General features: G+C 69.3%; 16 protein-coding genes. 14 read left to right on the plus strand and 2 right to left on the minus strand.

Translation table 11 applies throughout. The features are described from left to right. Positions 1-10: 10 nt before the first annotated feature. From B7K25_RS06105 to B7K25_RS06130, 6 genes are all read left to right on the plus strand, one after another. The gene (locus B7K25_RS06105) at positions 11-589 is read left to right on the plus strand and encodes a hypothetical protein (protein ID WP_084104818.1); all 579 of its coding nucleotides are present in this window, start codon (positions 11-13) and stop codon (positions 587-589) included. Positions 590-640: 51 nt separating this feature from the next. Next, positions 641-1123 (plus strand): hypothetical protein, encoded by a 483-nt coding sequence (locus B7K25_RS13560; RefSeq protein WP_144018880.1) that lies wholly within the window; start codon positions 641-643, stop codon positions 1121-1123. 192 nt (positions 1124-1315) lie between these two features. Further along, positions 1316-1915, plus strand: a complete 600-nt coding sequence (locus B7K25_RS13565; RefSeq protein WP_144018881.1) for a hypothetical protein — start codon at positions 1316-1318, stop codon at positions 1913-1915. 332 nt (positions 1916-2247) lie between these two features. Then, a complete protein-coding gene (locus B7K25_RS06120; protein ID WP_144018882.1) occupies positions 2248-2811 on the plus strand; it encodes a hypothetical protein in 564 nt (187 codons plus the stop codon). Between the two features lie 142 nt (positions 2812-2953). Next, positions 2954-3397, plus strand: a complete 444-nt coding sequence (locus tag B7K25_RS06125; RefSeq protein WP_159450142.1) for a hypothetical protein — start codon at positions 2954-2956, stop codon at positions 3395-3397. Positions 3398-3594: 197 nt separating this feature from the next. Then, positions 3595-4095: a hypothetical protein gene (locus tag B7K25_RS06130; protein WP_084104823.1), complete on the plus strand. Its 501-nt coding sequence runs from the start codon at positions 3595-3597 to the stop codon at positions 4093-4095. 9 nt (positions 4096-4104) lie between these two features. Here B7K25_RS06130 and B7K25_RS06135 read toward each other — a convergent pair whose 3' ends face one another. Further along, positions 4105-5301 carry a homoserine O-acetyltransferase gene (locus B7K25_RS06135; protein WP_234988097.1) on the minus strand — a complete coding sequence of 399 codons (1197 nt, stop codon included), beginning with the start codon at positions 5299-5301 and terminating at the stop codon, positions 4105-4107. 142 nt (positions 5302-5443) lie between these two features. Between B7K25_RS06135 and B7K25_RS06140 the strand changes: the two genes are divergently transcribed. The 5 genes from B7K25_RS06140 to B7K25_RS13935 all read left to right on the plus strand — a co-directional run bounded on the left by B7K25_RS06140 (position 5444) and on the right by B7K25_RS13935 (position 18030). Next, positions 5444-6934 carry an NlpC/P60 family protein gene (locus B7K25_RS06140; RefSeq protein WP_144018883.1) on the plus strand — a complete coding sequence of 497 codons (1491 nt, stop codon included), beginning with the start codon at positions 5444-5446 and terminating at the stop codon, positions 6932-6934. Positions 6935-7111: 177 nt separating this feature from the next. Beyond that, positions 7112-7672, plus strand: a complete 561-nt coding sequence (locus B7K25_RS06145; RefSeq protein ID WP_084104826.1) for a hypothetical protein — start codon at positions 7112-7114, stop codon at positions 7670-7672. Positions 7673-7770: 98 nt separating this feature from the next. Then, entirely contained in the window at positions 7771-8295 is a 525-nt protein-coding gene (locus B7K25_RS06150; RefSeq protein ID WP_084104827.1) for a hypothetical protein, read from the plus strand. Between the two features lie 267 nt (positions 8296-8562). Continuing rightward, complete coding sequence (locus tag B7K25_RS06155; RefSeq protein WP_084104828.1) at positions 8563-12588, plus strand: S-layer homology domain-containing protein; 4026 nt, start codon at positions 8563-8565, stop codon at positions 12586-12588. Positions 12589-12972: 384 nt separating this feature from the next. Continuing rightward, positions 12973-18030 (plus strand): S-layer homology domain-containing protein, encoded by a 5058-nt coding sequence (locus tag B7K25_RS13935; RefSeq protein ID WP_084104829.1) that lies wholly within the window; start codon positions 12973-12975, stop codon positions 18028-18030. A gap of 323 nt (positions 18031-18353) precedes the next feature. On the opposite strand, the gene B7K25_RS06165 is transcribed toward B7K25_RS13935, so the two are convergent. Further along, positions 18354-18878 (minus strand): inorganic diphosphatase, encoded by a 525-nt coding sequence (locus tag B7K25_RS06165; protein ID WP_084104830.1) that lies wholly within the window; start codon positions 18876-18878, stop codon positions 18354-18356. Between the two features lie 64 nt (positions 18879-18942). Here B7K25_RS06165 and dacB point away from each other — a divergent pair, with 64 nt between their 5' ends. The 3 genes from dacB to hpt are packed head-to-tail and all read left to right on the plus strand — an operon-like array spanning position 18943 to position 21954. Further along, positions 18943-20361 (plus strand): D-alanyl-D-alanine carboxypeptidase/D-alanyl-D-alanine-endopeptidase, encoded by a 1419-nt coding sequence (gene dacB / locus B7K25_RS06170; protein ID WP_084104831.1) that lies wholly within the window; start codon positions 18943-18945, stop codon positions 20359-20361. Between the two features lie 30 nt (positions 20362-20391). Further along, positions 20392-21396, plus strand: a complete 1005-nt coding sequence (gene tilS / locus B7K25_RS06175; protein ID WP_084104832.1) for a tRNA lysidine(34) synthetase TilS — start codon at positions 20392-20394, stop codon at positions 21394-21396. A gap of 21 nt (positions 21397-21417) precedes the next feature. Beyond that, on the plus strand, positions 21418-21954 hold the full coding sequence (gene hpt, locus B7K25_RS06180) for a hypoxanthine phosphoribosyltransferase (RefSeq protein ID WP_084104910.1): 537 nt from the start codon (positions 21418-21420) through the stop codon (positions 21952-21954). Positions 21955-22210 lie beyond the last annotated feature (256 nt).

Genomic DNA, 22210 nt, shown 5'->3' on the forward strand with positions numbered 1-22210 from the left:
GAACTTCACGATGGCACTCGCTGACCCGTCGGTCGCGCCTGCGCGCTCCGATAGCCCCGTCGACCGCCGCCGCATCCTGACGGGTGCGGCGTGGGCGACCCCCGCAATCGTGATCGGCATGGCCGCGCCTGCGGCCGCGTCGTCCGGCGGATCGAGCACACCTCAGCAGCCGGGTGCGCTCGCTCTCGTGAGCGCGAGCGCCGAGCGAGTGATCCTGTTCGGATTCAACGCGTATACGGCTCGAGCGACCGCCGTCTTCGCGGGTGCGGCTGGCTCGGCGTCGGTGACCGGCGTCCGGATGCGCATCTCGTTCGATTCAGGTCGAGCTGGCGCAACCGCGCCGACGATCGCCTCCGGCTCGACGGGGTGGTCGTTCAGCGCGACCACTGTCACTGGGAGCCGTCGCCACTACGACTTCGTGTACTCGTCTCCGGTCAGCGCGCCTAGCGGCGCGACGACGGCGCTCGAGATCAGCTTTGTTGGAACGTGGCGCTTTGGCGCTTCAGAGCGGGTCGACTTCCAGGCGTTCGGCACCAGCCAGAACGTCAACGTCCAGTCCAGCGTTTTCTCGGACCACGACCTGGACTGATCAAGAACTATGCGGGCGCGGTCTCTCGCGCCCACTAAGGAGAGTCGAGCAGTGACAACGAACGACAACCGCCACCACGCGAAGTCCGGTATCTCGCGGCGTCGCGTACTCGTAGGCACCGCTTGGGCGACCCCGGCAGTGATGATCGGTGCAGCGGCACCACAAGCCGCCGCGTCGGGTGGTTCAGCGAGCCCGCTCGCCGGCGCGACCATCACGCAAGTCGCGAGCAACGGCACTCATGACGCACTACGGGTGACCGTTGCGCTGCCTCAGGGCGCTTCACTCACCAATGTCTCAGTCGTTGTGCTGTGGGTGCCCGACGGGAACAAGCCCCACGTGAAGATTCCCGCCTGGAACTCCCCGGAGAAGTCCAGCGGCAACGACACATTCACACGCGCGTCCGTGGGCGCCGGCGACACTTTCGACATCGAGTTCTTCAAGGCCGCGGACAACTCGCAGTACACCGTGACGATCTCTGGGACCACGCAGGGCGGGGCCTCGGCCTCGCGCTCGTTCACTGGGACGCTTCTGTAGCGGGCACCGGGCGCATGCTTCGCGTTCGCTCTCAATACTGGTAACTGTGACCTGCGTCATAGTGCGCAGATCGGCGTGTCTCATCACTTAACATGACTGAGCGCCACGAGCGGCTGACGGCCTAGCGAGCCTCGCCCTCGAAGTCCGGGAGAACGGACCCGGACGCGCACCGTTGAGGAGGAATTGAGCACGATGGCACCCGCTGACATCTCGAATGCGCCCGCGCGCGCACATGCTAACCACGGCATCTCGCGACGCCGAGTACTGCACGGAGCCGCTTGGATCGCACCGGCAATCACCGTCGCAACGGCGATTCCAGCGGCCGCGTCCTCGCCCGAAACCTCCGCGCCTCAGCGCTCAGTCGATGTCCAGGGCAACTGGCTAGTTTTCAACGGTGTCGAGCTCTCCAACGTCAATTCTGGAGTTGGTCGCGCTCAGTACGTGTTCGGGATGGGTTTCCGCGTTTGGAACGATCAGGCCGCGTTCAATGGGTCGGGTGTGCAGGCTTGGCAGGTCTCGACGGCTCAGGAGTTCCAGACGTGGCCGATCACTTACAAGCTCGAGATTCGCAACGCGGCAGGGACTGTGGTGCACACGACATCGGAAACGCGAGATCTCGCTACCCCCAACGGTGACGGCGGATGGAACTCCGGGCACGTTGACCTCAACCTTGGCGCTTCCGGCACGTACACCATGAAGGTGTCGATCTCGAGCTCCAAGATCGCCTTGGTTAACGGCAAGACCTTTATGGCGCTCCCGTGGTCGCAAGAGGTCACCAAGAGCATCACTTGATCGGGGCGCAGTTCACGGTTGAGTTCCATCAGGCACAGCCCAACAAGGCGTACTCGGTCACGCTGAGCGGAACTGTTGGAGGCGTGCCTGCCGAAATCAGCGGCTCGGGAACCACCTGATCGCTCGCTGCCGATGCGGGAGGCCGCGCTTCGGGGTGCTTCGCCGTAGAACTGAGGCGCTCGTTCGAACGGGGCGGGCGCGAGATTCCTCACACACGGCATGACCTGGGCAACGAACCGAGCACTCGAATCGTTCTGTCCTATGAGAAGGACGAATTGACCACGCGAGGCGGGCGACTGCGCGCCCGCGGTGCATGAGCTGAGGTGCTCCCCATGTCTGACCCCCGCGCTGCGGCGCGCCCGAATCCGAATGGTGCCGTCGACCGGCGCCGTGTGTTGAAGGGCGCCGTGTGGACGGCACCCGCGGTCGTCGTGGCGAGTGCTCTACCGGCAGCGGCGAGCTCGGTCACGGCGCCCGTCGTGACGGTCGCTGGCAACGGAAGCGCCAACTCGAACCCCGAGTACGCGTTCGTGAGCGCCACTGCTGACTTCTCGACCGTCTCGGCAACGGGCTCCTATCTGGACACGGGCTTCACCGTGACGCTCACCTCTCCTCGGGCGAACGCGACGCTTCAGACCTACGAGTACGACTCGAGGTACTTCTCCGTGAGCCCGGCTCAACTTCCGGGCAACCAGACGCCGAGCGTGATCTTCACCTACGTGGGTCCGCGCCTGACGGCGCCATCGGCCGCGCAATTCACCTTCTCCGCGGGGTGGAACCAGGGTGTGCCGCAGAGCCCGGTGAGCGACCGCGTCATCGTTGCGACACTCGTCGGGCAGACGGGCGCGGGGCGCCTTGAGGTCAGCACGAACATCCCTGTGCCTAAGTCGTCGTAGCCACAGCCCGCGACCGAAGTCGCGCAGCGACAGTCGTTGACGCCCAGCCCAACCGGACATACCGTGACATAACACCTAGTGCGCGGGAGGTCCGGTGGACGGTCAGGGGTTTCACTCAGGCATCTCTCGCCGGCGCCTGATCGTGGGAGCAGCGTGGACGGCCCCGGTCGTCGTGATCGCGACGAGCGTTCCAGCTGCCGCGGCCTCCATCCTGGTACCGGGCTCCGGCATCAACGTCGACTACAGCAACGCGCAGAGCTTCACCAATGGTCAGCTCCAGGTAGACGTCGACGTCACGTTCGACCCGCCGGACGAGTGGCCCGACGACCTCGTGCTCGCCGTGGTGTGCACCATCACTATCGTCGGGCCCGCGCCGAGTACTGCCAGTCAGTCGGTGTACCCGAGCGGGACGTTCTCCGAGGCCAATCACATCGGCCAGTTCGAGCATGTCTTCGCAGGGCTGGCGACCGGGTCGTATGACGTGACCTGGAGCATCTCCGGCCAGGGGACGTCCTCCAGCACCGGCGACACCTACATCATCAGCCCGCCGCGTGGAGGCAACTTCTCGGACGTCTCGGTCGCGTAGGCCCTGGTTGTAGCGCCCGACGGCGAGACCGCCCGCGAGCGGCGCAACGCGGGCAAGTTCATCGGAAAGTCGCATTCTCGACCATTGACGCAATCTGGGTGCTCCTCTAGCGTGGCGCTCAGGGGCAGTTGGGGTTATTGCGGGGGGTGCGCATGGACCGTTCTTTCTTGGTACCTGGGGTGTCGCGGAGGCGCGTCATGACGGGCGCGGCATGGGCCGCTCCCGCGATAGTCATCGCGAGCGCACTGCCCGCGGCAGCGGCGTCGACGGACACGCCCACGGTGTCGTTCTTGATCAGCCCGGTCACCGACTCAGGGGAGCCCGGGATCTTCCCGATCACCTTCACCGTCGCGGTCTCCGGTCCCACCGGCGCCTTCTTGAAGTCCGGGGCGACCATCGAGTTCTCGATCAGTCGCCTCGACGGTTCGGCCGAGGAGGTGCCCGCCACGGGAGTCACCTTCATGGGCTGGGACGGCGGCGGCTTGTGGTCCGGCCTGCCGCCATCCGATGCCAACAACTTCAACTACGCCAAGGTGACCTACAACGGTCCCGACGTCGTCACGCCTGGCGGCTTGATGCTCACCGTCGAGGTCGAAAACCTGCAGAACGGCGACCTGATCGCCGGGACGCTCGAGGGCGAATCCGGCGGAGGCGACATCTACGAGACCGACCTGCAGGCGGCGACAGACGTTCCCTAGCCGACGCCGCTACAGCGAGCGCTCAAACTCCGCCATGAACGCGTTGAGCTGACCCGACTCCACGAGGAAGCCGTCGTGGCCCACGGGGGAGTGCACCACCTTGACGCCGTTCGACCCTGACAGCGCCGCATCCAGGCGCTGCGAGTTCTTGAGCGGGTACAGCCGGTCGGAGTCGACCGCCACGACGAGCGCGGCGTCCGTGTAGCGGGCGAGCGCCGTCTCGACTCCGCCGCGGTCGCGGCCCACGTCGTGCGACTGAATGGCCTGTGCGAGACGTACGTATGTGTTGGCGTCAAAGCGTCGCGCGAGCTTGCGCGCGTGGTGCTGGAGGTACGACTGGATGGCGAAGAGCCCGCCCTTGCCCAGCGGGTCGGTCTCGCCCTGGTACGACCGCCCGAAGCGGTCGGCGAGCTCGCCCTCGGAACGGTACGTCGTGTGCGCGATCATGCGCGCGATGCCCAGGCCCGAGTGGGGTCCGTCGCCGTCAGCCGCTCCGTAGTAGTCGCCGCCGCGAAACTTGGGGTCCGCCGCGATGGCCGCGAGCTGCGTCGTCGACCATGCGATCTGGTCTGCCGTGACGGCCGCTGTCGATCCGACGGGGGCGATCGCGCCCACGCGCCCTGGTGCCATGACGGTCCACTCGATGGCCCGCATGCCGCCCATGGACGGTCCGGCGATGAGCCTCCAGCGGTCGATGCCGAGCGCATCGGCGAGCTTGATCTCTGCGGCGACCATGTCGCGCATCGTCACGTACGGGAAGCGCGAGCCCCACGGCTCGCCATCCTCGGGGTGCGGCGACGCCGGGCCTGTCGTGCCCTGGCAGCCGCCCACGACGTTCGCCGAGACGATGAAGTGGCGCTCGGGGTCGATGGGCTTGCCGGGGCCCACCATCGCGTTCCACCAGCCGCCTGTGTGGTGACCAGGCTCAGCCGGGCCCCACACGTGCATGTCTCCGGTGAGCGCGTGCGCGATGTACACCGCGTTGTCCTTGGCGGCGTTGAGCTCGCCCCACGTCTCGTACGCGAGTGTCACGTCCGGCAGCGTGCCGAGCGGATCTGCCTCGAGCTCTAGGTCGCCGATGGGCACGAAGAGACGGCGTCCCGGGTGGTCGCCTTCCCGCCAGGCGGCCGATGCGGGGATCGGGGCGCCCGCGCCCGGCCCCTCGTCAGCGGCCCAGGCGTCGGTCTCGATGCCGTCGTCATCCATGCCGCCACGATAGGGCACGGCGTGGCTTGTCCGGTTTCCCACCTGGGGGTAGCCATCGCGGTGGTTTGTGTTTACTATCTGACAGGTGAGTCGCATGTGACACATGTGACAAGAGTGACGAGCGGCGGCGGAGGCCTTCTAGATGGCGCGAGTGGCGATGGCGAAGGGCCTGTCTGCGCGCGCGCTCGTGGTCGGACTGATGTTCGTCCTCACGGGCGTCATGCTGGTCTCGATTCCTGCACCCGCCCGCGCCGCCGACTACCCCGGCCAGGACGAGATCGAGGCCGCGCGTGCCGCGGCAGCCGACGCTGCCGCGGGGGTGTCCCAGCTCGACGCCGCGATCGCACAGCTCGAGGACGCCCTCCACGAGGCGGACGTTGCCGCCCGCCTGGCCGACGTCGACTACCACGAGGCCCAGGACGACAACATCGCCGCGCAGCGCTCCCTCTACGCCGCGAACCAGCGCGCCGAGGAGGCCGACGCGGCCCTCGCGAGCGCCCGCACCGCGCTCGCGGCCGTCGCCATGGCCGACTACCGCAACGCCGGCGGCTTCAGCGAGCTCGAGGCGATGGTGAAGGCCGACGGCTTCGAGGACGTGGTCCAGCGCGCCGAGTCCATCGACCGCGCCTCCGCCAAGGGCGACGTGACCGTGCAGGAGGTGCGTGCGGCCGAGATCGTGGCCGACACAACCCGCGGCTATGCCGAGGACGCCGCCACGGATGCCGCCGCCGCAGAGCAGCGCGCGAACGACACCCTCGTGGTCGCCCAGGACGCCCGCTCCGCAGCCGAGCAGGCCGTCTCCGACGCCGCCACCGCCCGCTCCGCCGCCGTCGCTCGCGTCGCGGAGCTGCGTGGCGTGACCGCGGAGCTCGAGGAGGAGCGCCAGTCCGGGCTCGCCGCCGAGCGCGCCGCCCGCCAGCAGGCCCAGTTCGAGGAAGAGCAGAAGCGCCTCGAGGAGGCCGCGAAGGCCGAGCAGGACAAGAACCAGTCGGGCGGCTCCGGCTCGTCCGGCGGCCAGCAGACCGGCAACCAGACCGGCGGATCCAACTCGGGCGGCTCCAACAGTGGCGGATCGTCCGGTGGTTCCAACAGCGGTGGCTCGAACTCCGGTGGTTCCAACGGCGGCGGATCGACTCCCGAGCCCGAGCCCACCACCCCGGCGCCCGAGCCCACGACTCCCGAGCCGGAGCCGGAGCCCACGACTCCCGAGCCTCCCACGCCCGAGCCCGAGCCTGAGCCCGACAACTCCTGGCGTTCGAGCGCGGCCCAGGGCGCATCGGCCGCCTCCTACTCCCAGACCCTCAAGGGAGCCCCGTACGCGTACGGCGGCAACGGTCCGGCGTACGACTGCTCCGGCCTCACCTCGGCGTCGTGGCGCCAGGCGGGCATCTCGATCCCGCGTTCGTCGCGCACGCAGTATCAGGGCGTCTCGCTGCTGCCCTACAGCCAGCTGCGCAAGGGTGACCTCGTCTTCTGGGGCTCCGGCAAGAACGCGTCGCTGATCTATCACGTCGCGATCTACATCGGCGGCGGCATGGTCATGGAGGCCACCACGCCCGGCAACACCGCCAAGACGCGCTCGATGTACAACTGGGCTGTCGGCGACATGATGCCGTACATCGGCCGCCCGTAGCCCGGCCCGCCCGCCACCACCCGCAGCCGTCTTCGCCGCGGAGGCGCGCCCTCGAGCCAACTCCGTCACACGCTTGCGTGTCACTCTCAGCGTTGGGAATAATCGCCGTCGTCGGCGACTGCAACGACGCATCCTCGCCACGCATGCGTCCGTGCTCCCGACCCGAGAGGCTTCCTCGTGCCTGCCACCGTGCCTTCGTCCTCTGCGCTGTCCCGACGCCGCGTCCTTGCGGGCTCGGCCTGGGCAGCGCCTGCCATCGCGATCGCGACCGCGGTGCCTGCGGCAGCCCAGAACTCCGCGGATCTGCCGCAGGACGGTGACCTCGTGGTCGATTCGCTCCAGGATTGGGTCGTCGAGAGCGACGTCGCGACCGGAACTCTGAGGATCAGCACCTCCACGGTGCGCAACTCGTCGCCCACCGTGACCTACTCTCAGGTCCAGTTCACGCTCACGCTGCCGAGCAATGAGGCCACGACGACGTACCTGCAAACTGCGGGGTCGCACTGGAACGTCGTGGCTACAGAGTCTGGGGCGACGGTCATCTACACCCTGACCTACATCGGTGACATCCCGCCGAACGGCAGCGTCAGCGGCGGCGCGATCGACATCACCCGGCCCGATTCCGCACCGCCGGGCGGCAGCTTTGACGTCGTCGGTGTGGGCACCGCGGGCACCGCGACGGCCGCAGTGCATATGCCGGGTGGAGGCCACTACACCTACGGCACCCCGCCCGAGTAGTCGCACGCGAGCGAGGTACGTCACACGTTGGCGTGTCGCGCCGTCCGGGCTGACACTGGTCACTCGGCGCTCGTCCCCTTTGCGCCGAAGGAGTGGTGATGCCCGAACCGTTGTCCCCGGCAGCCGCGTGGCGCCAGAAGGCCATCCGCGTGGTGCGCTCGGCCGCCGGTCCCGCCGTGTCCGAGCTCGCGCTCGGCACCGTCCGGCTCCGGCCTGACGCGACGTTCGCGCAGCACGGGATGCTCGGCGCCAAGGACGCGCTCATGATCCACGTGGGCGTGCAGAACGAGGGCAACGACGTCGCGCCGCTGCCCGAGATCGACGTCACCTTCGAGATCCCCGACGCCCAGTTCGACGAGTCCGGCACCGTCCGCGCCGGCTGGATCACCCGCGAGTCGGAGTGGACGTTCTCCGCCGCGCGCATCGTGTCGACCGCCGCCATCTCCCTGAGCTTCCGCGGGCTCCTGGGCTCCGGCGCGACCGCCGAGGCCGTCCTCGGCGTCCTGCTCGCCCCCGACGCCCGCCCTGCACCCATCGAGCTGTGGGCCCACGGCCGCGTCGCCCCCGACCGGCTCGCCCAGTCCACGTCGCTGACCATCCCCGTCACGCGCATCGGCGACTGACCCCGCACCGCCACGGCCGCGGGAACCCAGCGCGCGCATCGGCCCTCCGTGCTCCCCGCGACGTGCGCGAAGGCCACACGCGGCACCCTGCCCACGCGGGCCGCGGGTGAACGACCCCTGGACAGCACCGGCGCCACGGCGTAGGTTCCGAAGCAAGCAAGCTGTGCAATGAATGCCGGCGTGCTCGGTCCATGAGGGGGGATCAGAGTGCCAGTCGTCGCTTCACGCGCCCGAAATCGGCTCATCGCGGGGGGAGCCGTCGCGCTCATGGCTTCGGGGGCGGTGATGGTCTCCGGAGGCTCGGCTCTTGCCGCCGACGGCGAAATCTCCGGCACCGTCACGCTGCCCTCCGGCGCGCCCGCCGGATGGATGGACGCCATCCGCATCGAGGTCTCGTCGACCGAGTCCGACTACGCGAGAACCGCAGAGCCCGGCCCCAGCGGCGTCTACACGCTCGCCGGCCTGCCCGACGGGTCCTACCTGGTCCACGCCTCCGTCGTCGGCTACACGGTGGGCGGCGGCGAGCTGTTCTTCCCCAACGTGCTGGGCGAGTACCACGACGGCGCCTGGTTCGCCGATGACGCCACGTCCCTGTCCGTCGCGGGCGCGCCTGTCACGGGCGTGAACTTCGCCCTCGAGACCGGGCGCACCATCACCGGCGCGCTCGCGCTGGACGCTGGCGCCGAGCCCGCGCTCGCGTCCAAGCCCATTGACGTCTCCGCGTTCCCGGTGGACGGACCACCGTCCGCCGCCGTCGCCACGAGCGCGACCGTCGCGGGCGGCACCTACACGATCGACCGGCTGTACCCGACGTCCTACGTCGTCGAGTTCCGCGGGGGAGTGGACGGCGCCGGCTTCACCCCGGTGGTGCCGGAGTTCTACAGCAACGCGTCCACGTGGGAGGACGCGACGGAGGTGTCGCTGGCGAGCGGCAACGCCTCCGGCATCAACGCCACTCTGGCCGCCGCGCGCAGCATCTCCGGCACCATCTCGATCCCTGACAGCGTGCCCGACGAGTGGCTCGGCCACGTCGCCGTCGGGGCGGTCGGCTCAGACGGCACGTGGGTCGCGCAGACCACCGCGGACCCCGTGACGGGCGCCTACACGCTCTCGGCACTGCCGGCGGGACCGTACCGCGTCGAGGCGCGGGCCAGCTCGTACTCCTCCGGCGGCGGGACCGTCACTCCCAACCTCGCGCGGACGTTCTACGCGAACGCGTACCGGCTGCAGGACGCGACGACCGTGAACGTCACGTCCGGTTCTGAGTCTGGGATCAACATCTCGCTGCCCACGTCCACCACGGTGTCGGGCACGGTGACGCTGCCCTCTGGGATGGGCGCCGCGTGGATGCCGCGCACCCGCGTGGTGGCGACGCTCGACGGCACGGGCTTCTCCGTCAGCGCGACGCCGCAGTCGAACGGCTCCTACACGCTCCAGGGCGTGCCCGCCGGCAGCTACCGGCTGCACTTCTCCGTCGAGGACTACTGGGACGCGGGCACGCTCGTCACCAGCGGCATCCTGCCGGAGTACTTCGACGACGCCGCGACCGCAGAGGCCGCCACGCTCGTGAACGTCTCGGGCACGCCGGTCACCGGGCGCAACGCCACCCTCGTGGCCGGCCGCACCCTCTCCGGCACCGTGACGATCCCCGGCTCGCTGCCCGTCCAGGCACTCACGGCCGTGGACGTGACAGTCGAGGGCATCGGCTCCGACGTGTCCCGCACCACGCCCGTGGCGGCGGACGGCTCGTACGCGTTCGTGGGGCTTCCGGACGGCGACTACCGGGTGCGGTTCGTGTCCTCCGGGTACTCCGCGCCGGGCTCGGGTGCGTGGGTGGAGGCGCCGCTGATCTCGGAGTACTTCGACGATGCGCTGGATGCCGCCGACGCTGAGGTCGTGACCCTCGCCGGCTCCGGCCGCGATGACGTCGACGCGGAGCTCGCTGCTGCCTACTCGATCTCGGGCACCGTCGCGGTCGCCGGCGGCGGCCAGGCGGACTCCCTCGGGGCCGTGTGGGTGAGCGCCACCTCGACCTCCACCGGACTCACCTCCGGCGCGCCCGTCGACGCCGGCACGGGCGCGTACACGGTCCCGGGCCTCGCGCCCGGCGACTACATCCTCGAGTTCCAGGCCAACGACTACTGGGACGACGGCCTGGGCCGATTCGTCCGCACCGCGCTCCTGGGGGAGTACTGGGACGACGCCGCCTCCTTGGGTGAAGCCGATGCGGTCGCCGTCTCCTCGTCGAACGTCACCGGCCTCTCGACGACCCTCGACGTGGTGCCCCGCGGATCGCTTGAGGTCGCCCTCACGTACACGGGCGGGCTGCCGTACGGCGGCGGCTTCTGCCTGTTGGTGGAGGACACCGCCGGCATCGCTTTGGACGCCTCCTGCGTGGACTCGGCCGGCGACCTGCCGGTGACCTTCGCGGACCTGCCGGTGGGGCGCGACGTCGTGGTCGTCGCGCAGGACGACGAGGGCGACCGGTTCGCGCGCCAATACCTCGGCGGCACGAACCTGCCCGGCACCGGGACGGAGATCGCGCTGGTCGCGGCGTCGACGGTGACGCGGACCCTGCCCATCGTCGGCGTCGGCACCGTGTCGGGAGCCGTCACGTACGAGTCCTCCGCGGAGGTCGTCGGCGACGGCTCCGCCGAGGTGCTGATCTACGCGCAGCGCAGCCCCGGAGTGTGGGAGCCCGTCCCGTGCTGGGAGTGCGGCGACCTGGGCGAGCCCATGCCCACGGGCGAGTCCTCCGCCAGCGGCGCCTTCACCGCGGCGGGGCTCGTGCCGGGCACCTACAAGGTCGCCTTCCGCCCGGCCTTGGGCGAGACGGCCTACCTCGACGCCGACGCCGGCGTCCCCACCGCCTTCTTCGGCAGCAACCGGCTCGCGGCGGCCACCGTCGTGACGGTCGCCGCCGGCGGCGCGATCACGGGCGCAGACGCGGTGCTGCCGTTGGGTGGCGCACCCAACCCGGTGTTCGACTCGGGCGACGGCCGACTGTCCCTGACCGTGACGCGGCCCGTGGCGAGCACCGTCGCCGCGGGGCAGCAGTACACGGTCCACTTCGCGGTGAGCAACGACACCGGCGAGCCGCTGGCGTTCGCCGCGCCGGACGAGGTGGCACTGCTGTTCGCCCACAACCCGGCCGGCGTGCGGCCGGTGGCGAGCTCGTGCGACTTCGCCGCGGATGGGTCGACCACGTTCGATCGCCTCGTGTCCGAGTGGTCCCTACCGCTGGCCGGCGTGGTCGAGCCCGGGCCTGTCGGCAGCTGCACGCTGACCTACACCGCAACGGCGAACGACGTGGCCTTCGGCGGCCTGTGGACCGCCGCGGTGCAGCGCTCGACCACCGGCTTCGGCTGGGACGTCATCGACGCGGAGCTGCTGCTCGCCTCGGGCGTCTCGACCGCGCCGGCCGTGACCGGCACTGCACAGGTGGGCAAGACCCTGTCCGTCAGCACAGGGTTCTACGGCCCCAAGCTCGGCGCTGCGTTCACCTACCGGTGGCGCATCAACGGCTCGGTGGTGAGCGGGGCGACCGGCTCGACCTACGTGCCCAAGGCGGCCGATGCTGGCAAGCAGGTCTCGGTCACTGTGGCGCTGGCTTCGCAGGGCGTCAGCAAGACCTCGCCGAGCCGGACGGTCGCGGCGGCGCCCCCGCCGCCCCCACCGCCGCCGGACCCCAAGCCGACGGTGAACCTCGTCGACATCTCGAGCAACCCGAGCTCGCGGTACTACACGCAGTTCTACACACACATCCGGTGGCTCGCGAACGAGGGCATCACCACGGGCTGGAACGTCGGCAACGGCCGCTACGAGTTCCGCCCCAAGGAGCCGATCTCGCGCGAGGCCATGGCGGCCTTCCTCTACCGCTACGCCGGTTCGCCAAGGGTCAACCTGCCATCGCGCTCGCCGTTCCGGGACGTGCCCACCAACGCGCAGTTCTACAAGGAGATCGTCTGGCTGAGCCAGCAGGGGATCACCACCGGCTGGGACGTGGGCGGAGGCCGCAAGGAGTTCCGTCCGCGCGAACCCATCGCGCGCGACGCCATGGCGGCGTTCCTGTACCGCTACGCGGGCAGCCCGTCCTTCTCGCCGCCGTCGCGGTCGCCGTTCCGAGACACCTCGCGCACCGGCACGCAGTTCTACAAGGAGATCACGTGGCTGTCGTCCACGGGCATCTCCACCGGCTGGGACGTGGGCGGCGGGCGCAAGGAGTTCCGCCCCTACGACTCGATCACCCGAGAGGCGATGGCGGCGTTCCTGTACCGCTACGACCGGCTCTGACCTCCAGACGTGGACGCGGCCCCGAGGACCTCCCCACGGGGCCGCGCCCGCTTGCCAAGCCGGCCCGCGCATCGGCGCTCTGCCTGCGTTCCCTTTGGTCGCCATTCGTGACCTGTTGTCCGGATTGACGCCAGCGCGCGTCTCACATGGCGAGAATGCTGAGAGGAATATCACTCCGCCACGACGTCGTGCCTGGATAAGTGTCCGATTTGCCTACTGGACAGCGTTGTCCGGACACCCCTAGATTCTCTGCAGATGAATGTCGGGTAAATCCACCCGACATCACGTTCTTCTGTAGGGGGAAGAGTGCTGTCTGCTGTGTCGCGCGCCTGGAAAACGTCGATCGCGGGAGGTGTGACAGCGCTTCTGGCTACGAGCGCGGTCATGGTCTCCGCGGGCTCGGCCGTCGCTGAGGACGGAGGCTCGATCTCCGGCACCGTGCACCTGCCCGCGGCTGCACCCGAGGCATGGCTCGAGGCTGTGTGGATCCACGTGTACGACGCCGACTACGCGTACTACGAGACTGCGTCGGTCGGACCCGACGGCTCGTACGTCCTCGACGACGTCCCCGCAGGCGACTATTACGTGAACGCCCAGGTCGATTCGTACTGGGACCTCGACGAGGACGCGTCAGTCACGCCCAACCTCCTGGACGAGTTTCACGACGGTGAGTGGTTCGAGGCGGACGCCTCCACGCTCGCCGTGGATGCCTCGGCCGTGAGCGGCGTGGACTTCCAGCTCGAAGCCGGCGCCACCATCTCGGGCAGCGTCGCCATCGAGGAGGGCGCGTCCGCAGAGCTCGCGAGCGAGCGAGTCGAGGTTCGCGCCGAGTATCAGGCCGGGTCGCGCTGGCACTACGCCACCGCTTGGCTCGACGTCGCGGGCGACTACTCGATCACCGGGCTCTACCCCGTGCCATACGTCGTGCAGTTCGAGGGAGCATACGGCGACTCGGGCAAGACCAACGTGGTGACCGAGTACTACAACGACGCGCTGCGGCGCGACGACGCGGTCGAGCTCGACCTGTCCGAGGGAGACGTCACCGGCATCGACGCCATCCTCGCCGAGGGCCGCAGCATCTCGGGAGTGGTCTCGCTCCCAGAGGGTGCGTCCGAGGAGTGGCTGCGCGGGGTGTACGTGGACGTCTATGACGTCGACGGCAACTTCTTCGGCAGCCAGACGTTCGACGAGGTGACGGGCGCCTACGAGGTTTCGGGCTTGCCTGCAGGAGAGTTCCTGGTGCACGCGCACGCAGGCATGTACTGGAACGACGAGAACGAGGAGATTCGTCCCAACCTGCTTTCCGAGTTCTACGACGGTGCGCACTCGCGCTGGGACGCTGAGATGGTCAGCACCGCATCTGGATCGCGCACGGACATCGACATCGCGCTCGATCTGGGCCGAACGATCTCGGGCCAGGTTCGACTCGCCGAAGGCTCCGATACCTCGCTCGAGGAGCAGCAGATCTATGTCTCCGTCTATGACCCGGAGGTCGGTGGGGGTCAAGGCGTGTACGCCGACCCGGAGACCGGCGACTACGAGATCTCGGGCCTTGCTGTGGGCTCGTACGTGGTGACCTTCCAGTCGTACGCCGGTGATGAGGTCTCGGCCCGTGTCATGACCGAGTACTACGACGACGCGCGGTTCGAGATGGACGCGACGCTCGTTGATGTGGCCGAGGGTGACCGGGTGGGGATCGACGCCGAACTGGCGCTTGGTAACACGATCGCGGGCACCGTGACGCTGCCCGAGGGCTCGCCCGAGTGGTGGATGGACTACATCAGCATCTCGGCCGTCGAGTCGGACGGCTGGAACGCGTACTACGGCCGTCCTGACGCGAGCGGTGCTTACGCGATCAGCGGACTGCCCGACGGCGAGTACACGGTGCGGTTCGAGGCGTACTCGTACTACGACGAGTATCTGGGGACCGATGTCAGCACCGGCCTGCTCGACGAATACTGGGAGAACGCATCGTCCGAGCAGGACGCGACCCCAGTGACGCTCGCAGGCTCGAATGCGTCAGGCATCGACGCGACCCTCGAGCAGGGCCACTCGATCTCCGGCACGGTCAGTCTCGCTGACGGTGTCTCCGAGGAGTGGCTCGAGGGCGTCGAGGTGTCGCTCGAGGGTGTGGGCGTGGACGTCTACCGGTCCACGCAGGTGCGTGCCGATGGCTCCTACTCCTTCGGGGCGCTGCCCGACGGCGATTACAACTTGTACTTCAGCGAGGTCGGCGTCTGGGTTGAGCCGGGTGGAGGCTACGCACGCTATGGCCTCATCGGCGAGTACTTCGACGATGCGTACTCCTACGACGACGCCGAGCTCGTCACCGTGGCGGGCGATGACGTCAGTGGGATCGACGCGGTGCTCTCCGCAGGTGCGCGCATCTCTGGCCACGTCGAGCTCGCTGACGGTGGCGACCCGACGCTGCTGGAGCAGGGTGTCCGGGTGTACGCCTCGACAGCTGACGAGGAGAGCGACGTCTGGAGCTCCGGCCAGGCGACCGTGGACGCCGAATCCGGCGACTACACCATCACGGGCCTTCTTCCGGGTGAGTACGTGGTCCGCTTCGAGGGCGCCTGGCGCTGGATCGAGGAGGGCGGCTACGAGTACGACGTGCAGACCAACGTCCTCACCGAGTACTACGACGACGCCGCGTATCGCAGTGACGCGGAGATTGTCGACGTCACCACTGAGGACGCGACCGGCATCGATGCCGAGCTCCAGGAGGGCGGCTCGATCTCAGGCAAGATCACGGTCGAGGAGGGCTCTGACCAGACGCTCGTCGAGCAGGGCCTCAGGGTCATCGCCGAGTCGTATGGCGACGAGTTCTGGGACACCGCCGATGCGGAGGTCGACCGCGAGACTGGCGAGTACACGATCACCGGGCTCTCGCACGCGGACTACACGGTCCGAGTCGTCGGCGACTGGAACTACAACGTCGACCCGCCCGCGCCGGTGAACGTGGTCGAGGAGTTCTACGGCGGCGTCTACTCCCGTGACGAGGCGACGGAGGTGCCCGTTGACGGCGCCGAGTCCGGCATCGACATCGAGGTGGCCGAGGGCCGCACGATCTCCGGCAAGGTGAGCGTCGACGACGGCGGGACCATGTCCGCCCTTCAGGGTGTGTACGTCGATGCCATGGGAGAGGAGATGGGTCGCACCTATCAGGGCTCCCTCGACCGGCGCACGGGCGACTACACCATCGTCGGCCTGCCGCAGGGCTCCTACATCGTGCAGTTCTCCGCGAGCGAGTACTACTGGGACGAGGAGGAGGGTGAGCTGCCGACCCGTCTGTACGGCGAGTACTACGACGACGCGGCCACCTACGACGAGGCCGATGCGGTGGTCGTCGGGTCGACCGACGTCGCCGGCATCGACGCGGAGCTTGCCAGCTACAGCGTGGGCTCGCTCCAGGTCGACCTGACGCACTCGGGCGCCGAGTTCCCCTACGACGGCAGTTTCTGCCTCTTCGTGGAGGACACCGCGGGCGAGTACCTTGACGGGATCTGCCTCGAGGCGGACGTCGACTTGCCGTGGACCTTCGAGGACCTGCCGACGGGCCGTGACGTCGTCCTGTCGGTGCAGGACGACGAGGGCTCCTGGATCGCACGCCAGTACCTGGGCGGGTCGAACCTGGCCGGCACGGGCCAGCAGATCTCGCTCGTCGAGAACGACACCGTCGAGGTGACCTTCCCGATCTCGCAGGTCGGCACGCTCTCCGGTGTGCTGAGCTACGAGGACCCGGACGCGGTCGTGGGGTACGGCCATGCGGATGTGCTGGTCTACGCGGAGCGCGAGGCGGGAGTGTGGGAGCCCGTCGAGTGCTCCGAGTGCGGCGGTGAGGGCGATCCTCGCTCCACCACCGTGACGAACGAGTCCGGTGAGTACACGGCGACGGGTCTCGTGCCCGGCGACTACAAGATCGCCTTCCGGCCGTACTACGGCGAGGAGGCCTACTACGAGGGTGCGTTCGGCGCGACGACCGCGTTCTACGGCGGCGACAGCCTCGCGACGGCGACGGTCGTGACCCTTGCCGCCAATGGCGCGCTCACCGGCTTCGACGGTGTGCTGCCGCTCGTCAACGGACCCGACCCGGTCTACGAGTCCGGCGATGGCCGCCTCACACTCGAGATCACGCCGCCGGCAGCGAGCTCGATCGTCGCGGGACAGCAGTACGCGTTCGAGTACGAGGTCCGCAACGACACGGGCGAGCCGCTCGCGTTCGCCGCTCCGGACAGCGTCGCGATCCTCTTCGCTTTCGACTACGACGGCGTGTGGCCGACCGAGTCCGACTGCACGTTCATGCCGGCCGGGTTTGGCGACTTCGACCGCTCCATCCTCGAGTGGGAGATTCCGCTCTCCGGCGCGATCGAGCCGGGCATCGTCGGCACCTGCACCGTGACTTACACGGCTACCGCAGACGACGTCGACTTCGGCGGACTTTGGACCGCGCTGGTCCAGCGCTCGAAGGCTGGGCTCGGCTGGGACCAGAGCCAGTGGGCCATGATCACCGCTCCGGGAGTCTCGACGGAGCCCAAGGTGACCGGAACCGCCCAGGTGGGCAAGACCGTCTCGGTGAGCCCAGGCTTCTGGGGTCCGACGCTCGGCGGCGCGTTCACGTACCAGTGGAAGGTCGGCGGCACCAACGTCTCCGGCGCCACGGGTGCGACCTACGTGCCGAAGGCCGCGGACGCCGGCAAGAAGGTGTCCGTGACCATGAGCCTGGCCACGCTCGGAGTGACGAAGTCCTCCGCCGGTGTCACGGTCGCCGCGGCGCCGAAGCCGGACCCGGAGCCCGAGCCCACGCCCGACCCGAAGCCCACTCCGAAGCCCAAGCCGACGGTCAAGCTCTCGGACGTGTCGAGCAACCCCAGCTCGCGCAACTACACGCAGTTCTCGACCCAGATCCAGTGGCTCGCGAGCGAGGGCATCACGACGGGCTGGAACATGGGCAACGGCACCTACGAGTTCCGCGCCAAGGACGCGATCTCTCGTGAGGCGATGGCGGCGTTCCTGTACCGCTACGCAGGGTCTCCGAAGGTCAACCTGCCGTCGAGGTCGCCGTTCACGGATGTGCCTCGCAACAGCCAGTTCTTCAAGGAGATCGTGTGGCTGAGCCAGCAGGGCATATCGACCGGCTGGAACGTCGGGGGTGGCAAGAAGGAGTTCCGTCCCAAGGACTCCATCACGCGTGACGCGATGGCGGCCTTCCTCTACCGGTTCGCGGGCAAGCCGTCGTTCTCCGCACCTTCGCGATCGCCGTTCACGGACACGCCGCGCTCGTCGACGCAGTTCTACAAGGAGATCACGTGGCTGTCGTCCACCGGCATCTCCACTGGCTGGAACGTGGGTGGTGGAAAGAAGGAGTTCCGTCCCTACGACTCCATCACGCGAGAGGCGATGGCGGCGTTCCTCTACCGCTACGACCGCAAGTTCTGATCGGCTGAACCGACGGCGCCCCCGGGGAGTGCTCCGGGGGCGCCGTTGCGTGTCGACCCAGCCCGCGCATCGGCGCGGTGCACGTGAACCCGGCGACCGCATCGGCCCTCCGAAAGGTGACCCCTCCCCGACAGTTCCGAACATGGCAGGCCTCGCCGCGCCAGCGTGTCGCCCACCGGCGCGGCGTGTCGTCCCGCGTGTCGCGTCGCGGATGTTCGGAAGTGTCGAGGACGGACCAGCGAGACGCGCACCCCGAGCGCGTCGCCACACAGCAGAAGGGGCCCACCGCAGCAGCGGCGAGCCCCTTCTCGAAGCAGTGAGCGTCAGTGCCCCGGCGGCGGCACCAGCGGGTTCATGTGCTCGAACGAGGTGCCCTTGGCGCGCTCGAAGGAGCGCATGATCTCTCGCTCGGCGGCCTCGCGGCCCTCCCAGTGCGCGCCCTCGACGGACTTGCCGGGCTCGAGGTCCTTGTAGACCTCGAAGAAGTGCTGGACCTCGAGGCGGTGGAAGTCGGAGACGTCGGTGAGCTCCTGGCGCCACGCGGCGCGCTGGTCGCCCATGGGCACGCACAGGACCTTGTCGTCGCCGCCGGCCTCATCGCGCATGCGGAACATGCCGAGCGCGCGGCAGCGGATCTGGCAGCCCGGGAACGTGGGCTCCTCGAGCAGCACGAGCGCATCCAGCGGGTCGCCGTCCTCACCCAGGGTGCCGTCGATGAATCCGTAGTCGTCGGGGTAGCGCGTCGAGGTGAACAGCATGCGGTCCAGCCGGATGCGGCCGGTCTCGTGATCCACCTCGTACTTGTTGCGCGAGCCCTTGGGGATCTCGATCGTGACGTCGAATTCCATGACAGTCCTTGAGTCGGTGAGCGGGTTGCTGGGTACTAGTGTGGCCCATGACCGGAGGTGACGCGTGCGCGGAAAGGTGGTCGCCGGGATTCTGGTCCCGGCGCTCGTCGTCGGCGGCGCGGGCGCCTACGCCGTCGCGGACGCCTACGACGTCGTCCCTGGCTTCATCACCAACGAGCCGGTGCCCGTCGAGCCCGCGCCGTTCCGCACGGCCGCCGCCGTCACCCCCGCCCCCGTGCCCTCCTTCCCGGTGGGCGTCCTGAGCGCCGATGCGCCCGTCCCCTCCGCCTCCGTCGTCCAGCTGGCAGCGGAGCAGGTGCGCTCGGATGGCCGCACCGGCGACTCGACGAACGTGTCCGTGGTGGACGCCCTCACGGGTGACGTCTACGCGGACGTGGACGCGGCGGACGTGCAGGTGCCCGCCTCGACCACCAAGTTGCTGACCGCGGTCGGGGCGCTCGCGGCCCTGGGGCCCGACTACCGGATGACGACCTCGCTGGTGTGGGAGCCCAACTCGGGCGTGCTGACGATCGTGGCGGGCGGGGACATGTTGCTCGCCGCTGGCGCCGGGCACGCGGGTGCGGGGGAGGACGCGAACGGGTACGTCGGGATCGGGGACCTCGTGGCGGCCGCCCTGGAGTCGGCGGACTTCGCGCCCGGAGCGCCGGTGACCGTGGTGGTCGACGATTCGCGGTTCGAGGCGGACCCCATCAATCCCGAATGGCCGCAGTACGCCCTCGACCAGGGCTACATCGCGCCGGCCTCGGGCCTCGCGGTGGACATCGCCCGCATGACCGATGAGCACTACGCCCCGCGCTACCCCGACCCCTCCCTGGCCGCCGGGGACGTGCTCGTCGCCGCCCTCGAGGACGCGGGAGTCGACGTGGACGGGGAGGCCGAGCGCGCATCGGCCCCCACGAATGGGATCGAGGTGGCGGCCGTCGAGTCGGCGCCGCTCGCGGACGTGCTGTTCCTGCTGCTGCGGGACTCTGACAACACCATCGCGGAGATCGTGTCGCTCGTGAACGCGCTGGAGTCCGGGCGGGCGACCACGCCGGCCGGTGCGTCCGAGGCGACGCGTGCGGGGCTGTCCTCGATCGGGGCGCCCGTGTCCGGCCTGGTGCTGCTCGACGGCGCGGGCTTCTCCGAGAACAACCGGATCGCGCCCGCACACCTCACCGGCGCGCTCGTGGCGGCGCTGGCGTCCCCGGTGACCGCGGACGTCCTGGACCTGCTGCCCGTGGGCGGGCTCGAGGGGACGGTCGCGACGCGGTTCGAGGGCACCGACGCCGCCGGCGCGCTGCGCGCGAAGACCGGGTCGCTCACCGGCGTGACTGCGCTCGCGGGCACGGTGCAGACCGCGGACGGGCGGCTCTTGGCCTTCGCCGTGCTCGCCGACGGCATGCCCTACGGGCAGGCGGGACCGCGGGCAGCGATGGACGCGCTCGTCCAGACTTTGGCAGGATGTGGGTGTGAGGACTAGGACGCTGCGCACGCACGCTGTGGCGATGCCGTGACCGGTCCGCACCCCTCCGTCGCCGCCGTCCGCAACGCGGTCAGGCAGGCGCTGGATACCTGCGACATCGGGACCCGCGTGTGGGTCGCGTGCTCGGGTGGGCCGGACTCCTTGGCGCTCGCCGCGGCCACCGGCTACGTGGGCCGCAAGGAGGGCTACCTCACGGGAGCGATCATCGTCGACCACGGGCTCCAGGCCGGGTCCGCCGAGGTCGCCGAGCGCGCCGCCGCGGAGGTCCGCCGCGCGGGGATCCACACGGTGTTCATCGAGAGAGTGGTCGTCGGGCGCGAGGGCGGGCTCGAGGCAGCCGCGCGCAACGCCCGGTACATGGCGCTCAACAATCGCATCGACGCCGAGGGCGGGCTCAACCCGCACCTGCTCACCGGCCACACCATGGACGATCAGGCCGAGACCGTGCTGCTCGCGCTCGCCCGCGGGTCCGGCGCTCGCGCCCTGTCCGGCATCCCCGCGAGGCGAGGGCGTATCGTCCGCCCGCTGCTGTCGCTGCGGCGCAAGGACACCGTCGCCGCGTGCCAGGCGCTCGGCCTCGACCCGTGGCACGACCCCACGAACAACCACCCCGACGGACCCAAGCGCTCGCAGTTGCGCACCAAGGTGATGCCCGCGCTCGTCGACGTCCTCGGCCCCGGCGTGGTGTCGGGACTGGCGCGCTCGGCCGCGCTGCTCCAGGCCGACGCCGACGAGCTGGAGAGGCAGGCACGGTCGGCGATGGGCGCATCGGCCTCCACCGTGCGCGGCGAGGAGTGGCGCTGCGACATGCTCGCCGCGCTGCCCGACGCGATCCGCACCCGCATGATCAAGATGCTCGCCGAGAACCGCGGCGCGGGACCCCTCACCGCCGCGCACGTCACCTCCGTCGACCAGCTCATCACCGACTACCGAGGGCAGGGCGGCGTCGCCCTCCCCGGGGGCTACGAGGCCCGTCGGGAGTATGGAAGGCTGGTCATCGCCAAGCCCCACAAGTCCCGGTCCGAGGAGTAGCGCGTGGAAGCCCAGTTCGACATGGACGACTTCACCAAGGTGATCGTCAGCGAGAACGACATCTCCCGGAAGCTCGACGCGCTGTCCGAGCAGATTCGGTCCGACTACGAGGGCAAGGACCTGCTGCTCGTGGGCGTGCTCAAGGGCGCGGTCATGGTGATGGCGGACCTCGCGCGGCGCATGCCGCCCACCGTGCAGATGGACTGGATGGCGGTGTCCTCCTACGGCTCGGGCACCAAGTCCTCCGGCGTGGTGCGGATCCTCAAGGACCTCGACGCTGACCTGACCGGCCGCCACGTGCTGATCGTCGAGGACATCATCGACACTGGGATCACGCTGCACTGGCTGCTGGGCAACCTGCGCTCGCGCGGCGCCGCCTCCGTGGAGGTCGCGTCGCTGCTGCGCAAGCCCGACGCCGTGCAGGTCGACGTCCCCGTGAAGTACCTGGGCTTCGACATCCCCAACGAGTTCGTGGTGGGCTACGGGCTGGACTACGCGGAGTCGTACCGCACGCTGCCGTTCGTAGCGATCCTGAAGCCAAGCGTCTACGAGGACTAGGGCGGGCGCCGGCCGCCGGCCGCCCGTCGAGTCCTCCGCGACCGCCTCCTTCTCCGACAGTTTGAACCAAATCCGGCGGCACCTCTCGCGTGTCGACGGTCAAGGCGCCGCGACACGCCGCAACGTGCGATGCCTTTGGTTCAGACTGTCAGGAGCGTGAGGCGAGACCGGCGTCCCCAGGATCTCGATGTACGTCCCTCTCCCACGGCTGTGGGCCGGCCGCCTCGACGAGTGACGTAGGGCGCGCCACGGTCCG

It is taken from the genome of Demequina sp. NBRC 110056 (assembly GCF_002090155.1).
GTDB lineage: Bacteria > Actinomycetota > Actinomycetes > Actinomycetales > Demequinaceae > Demequina.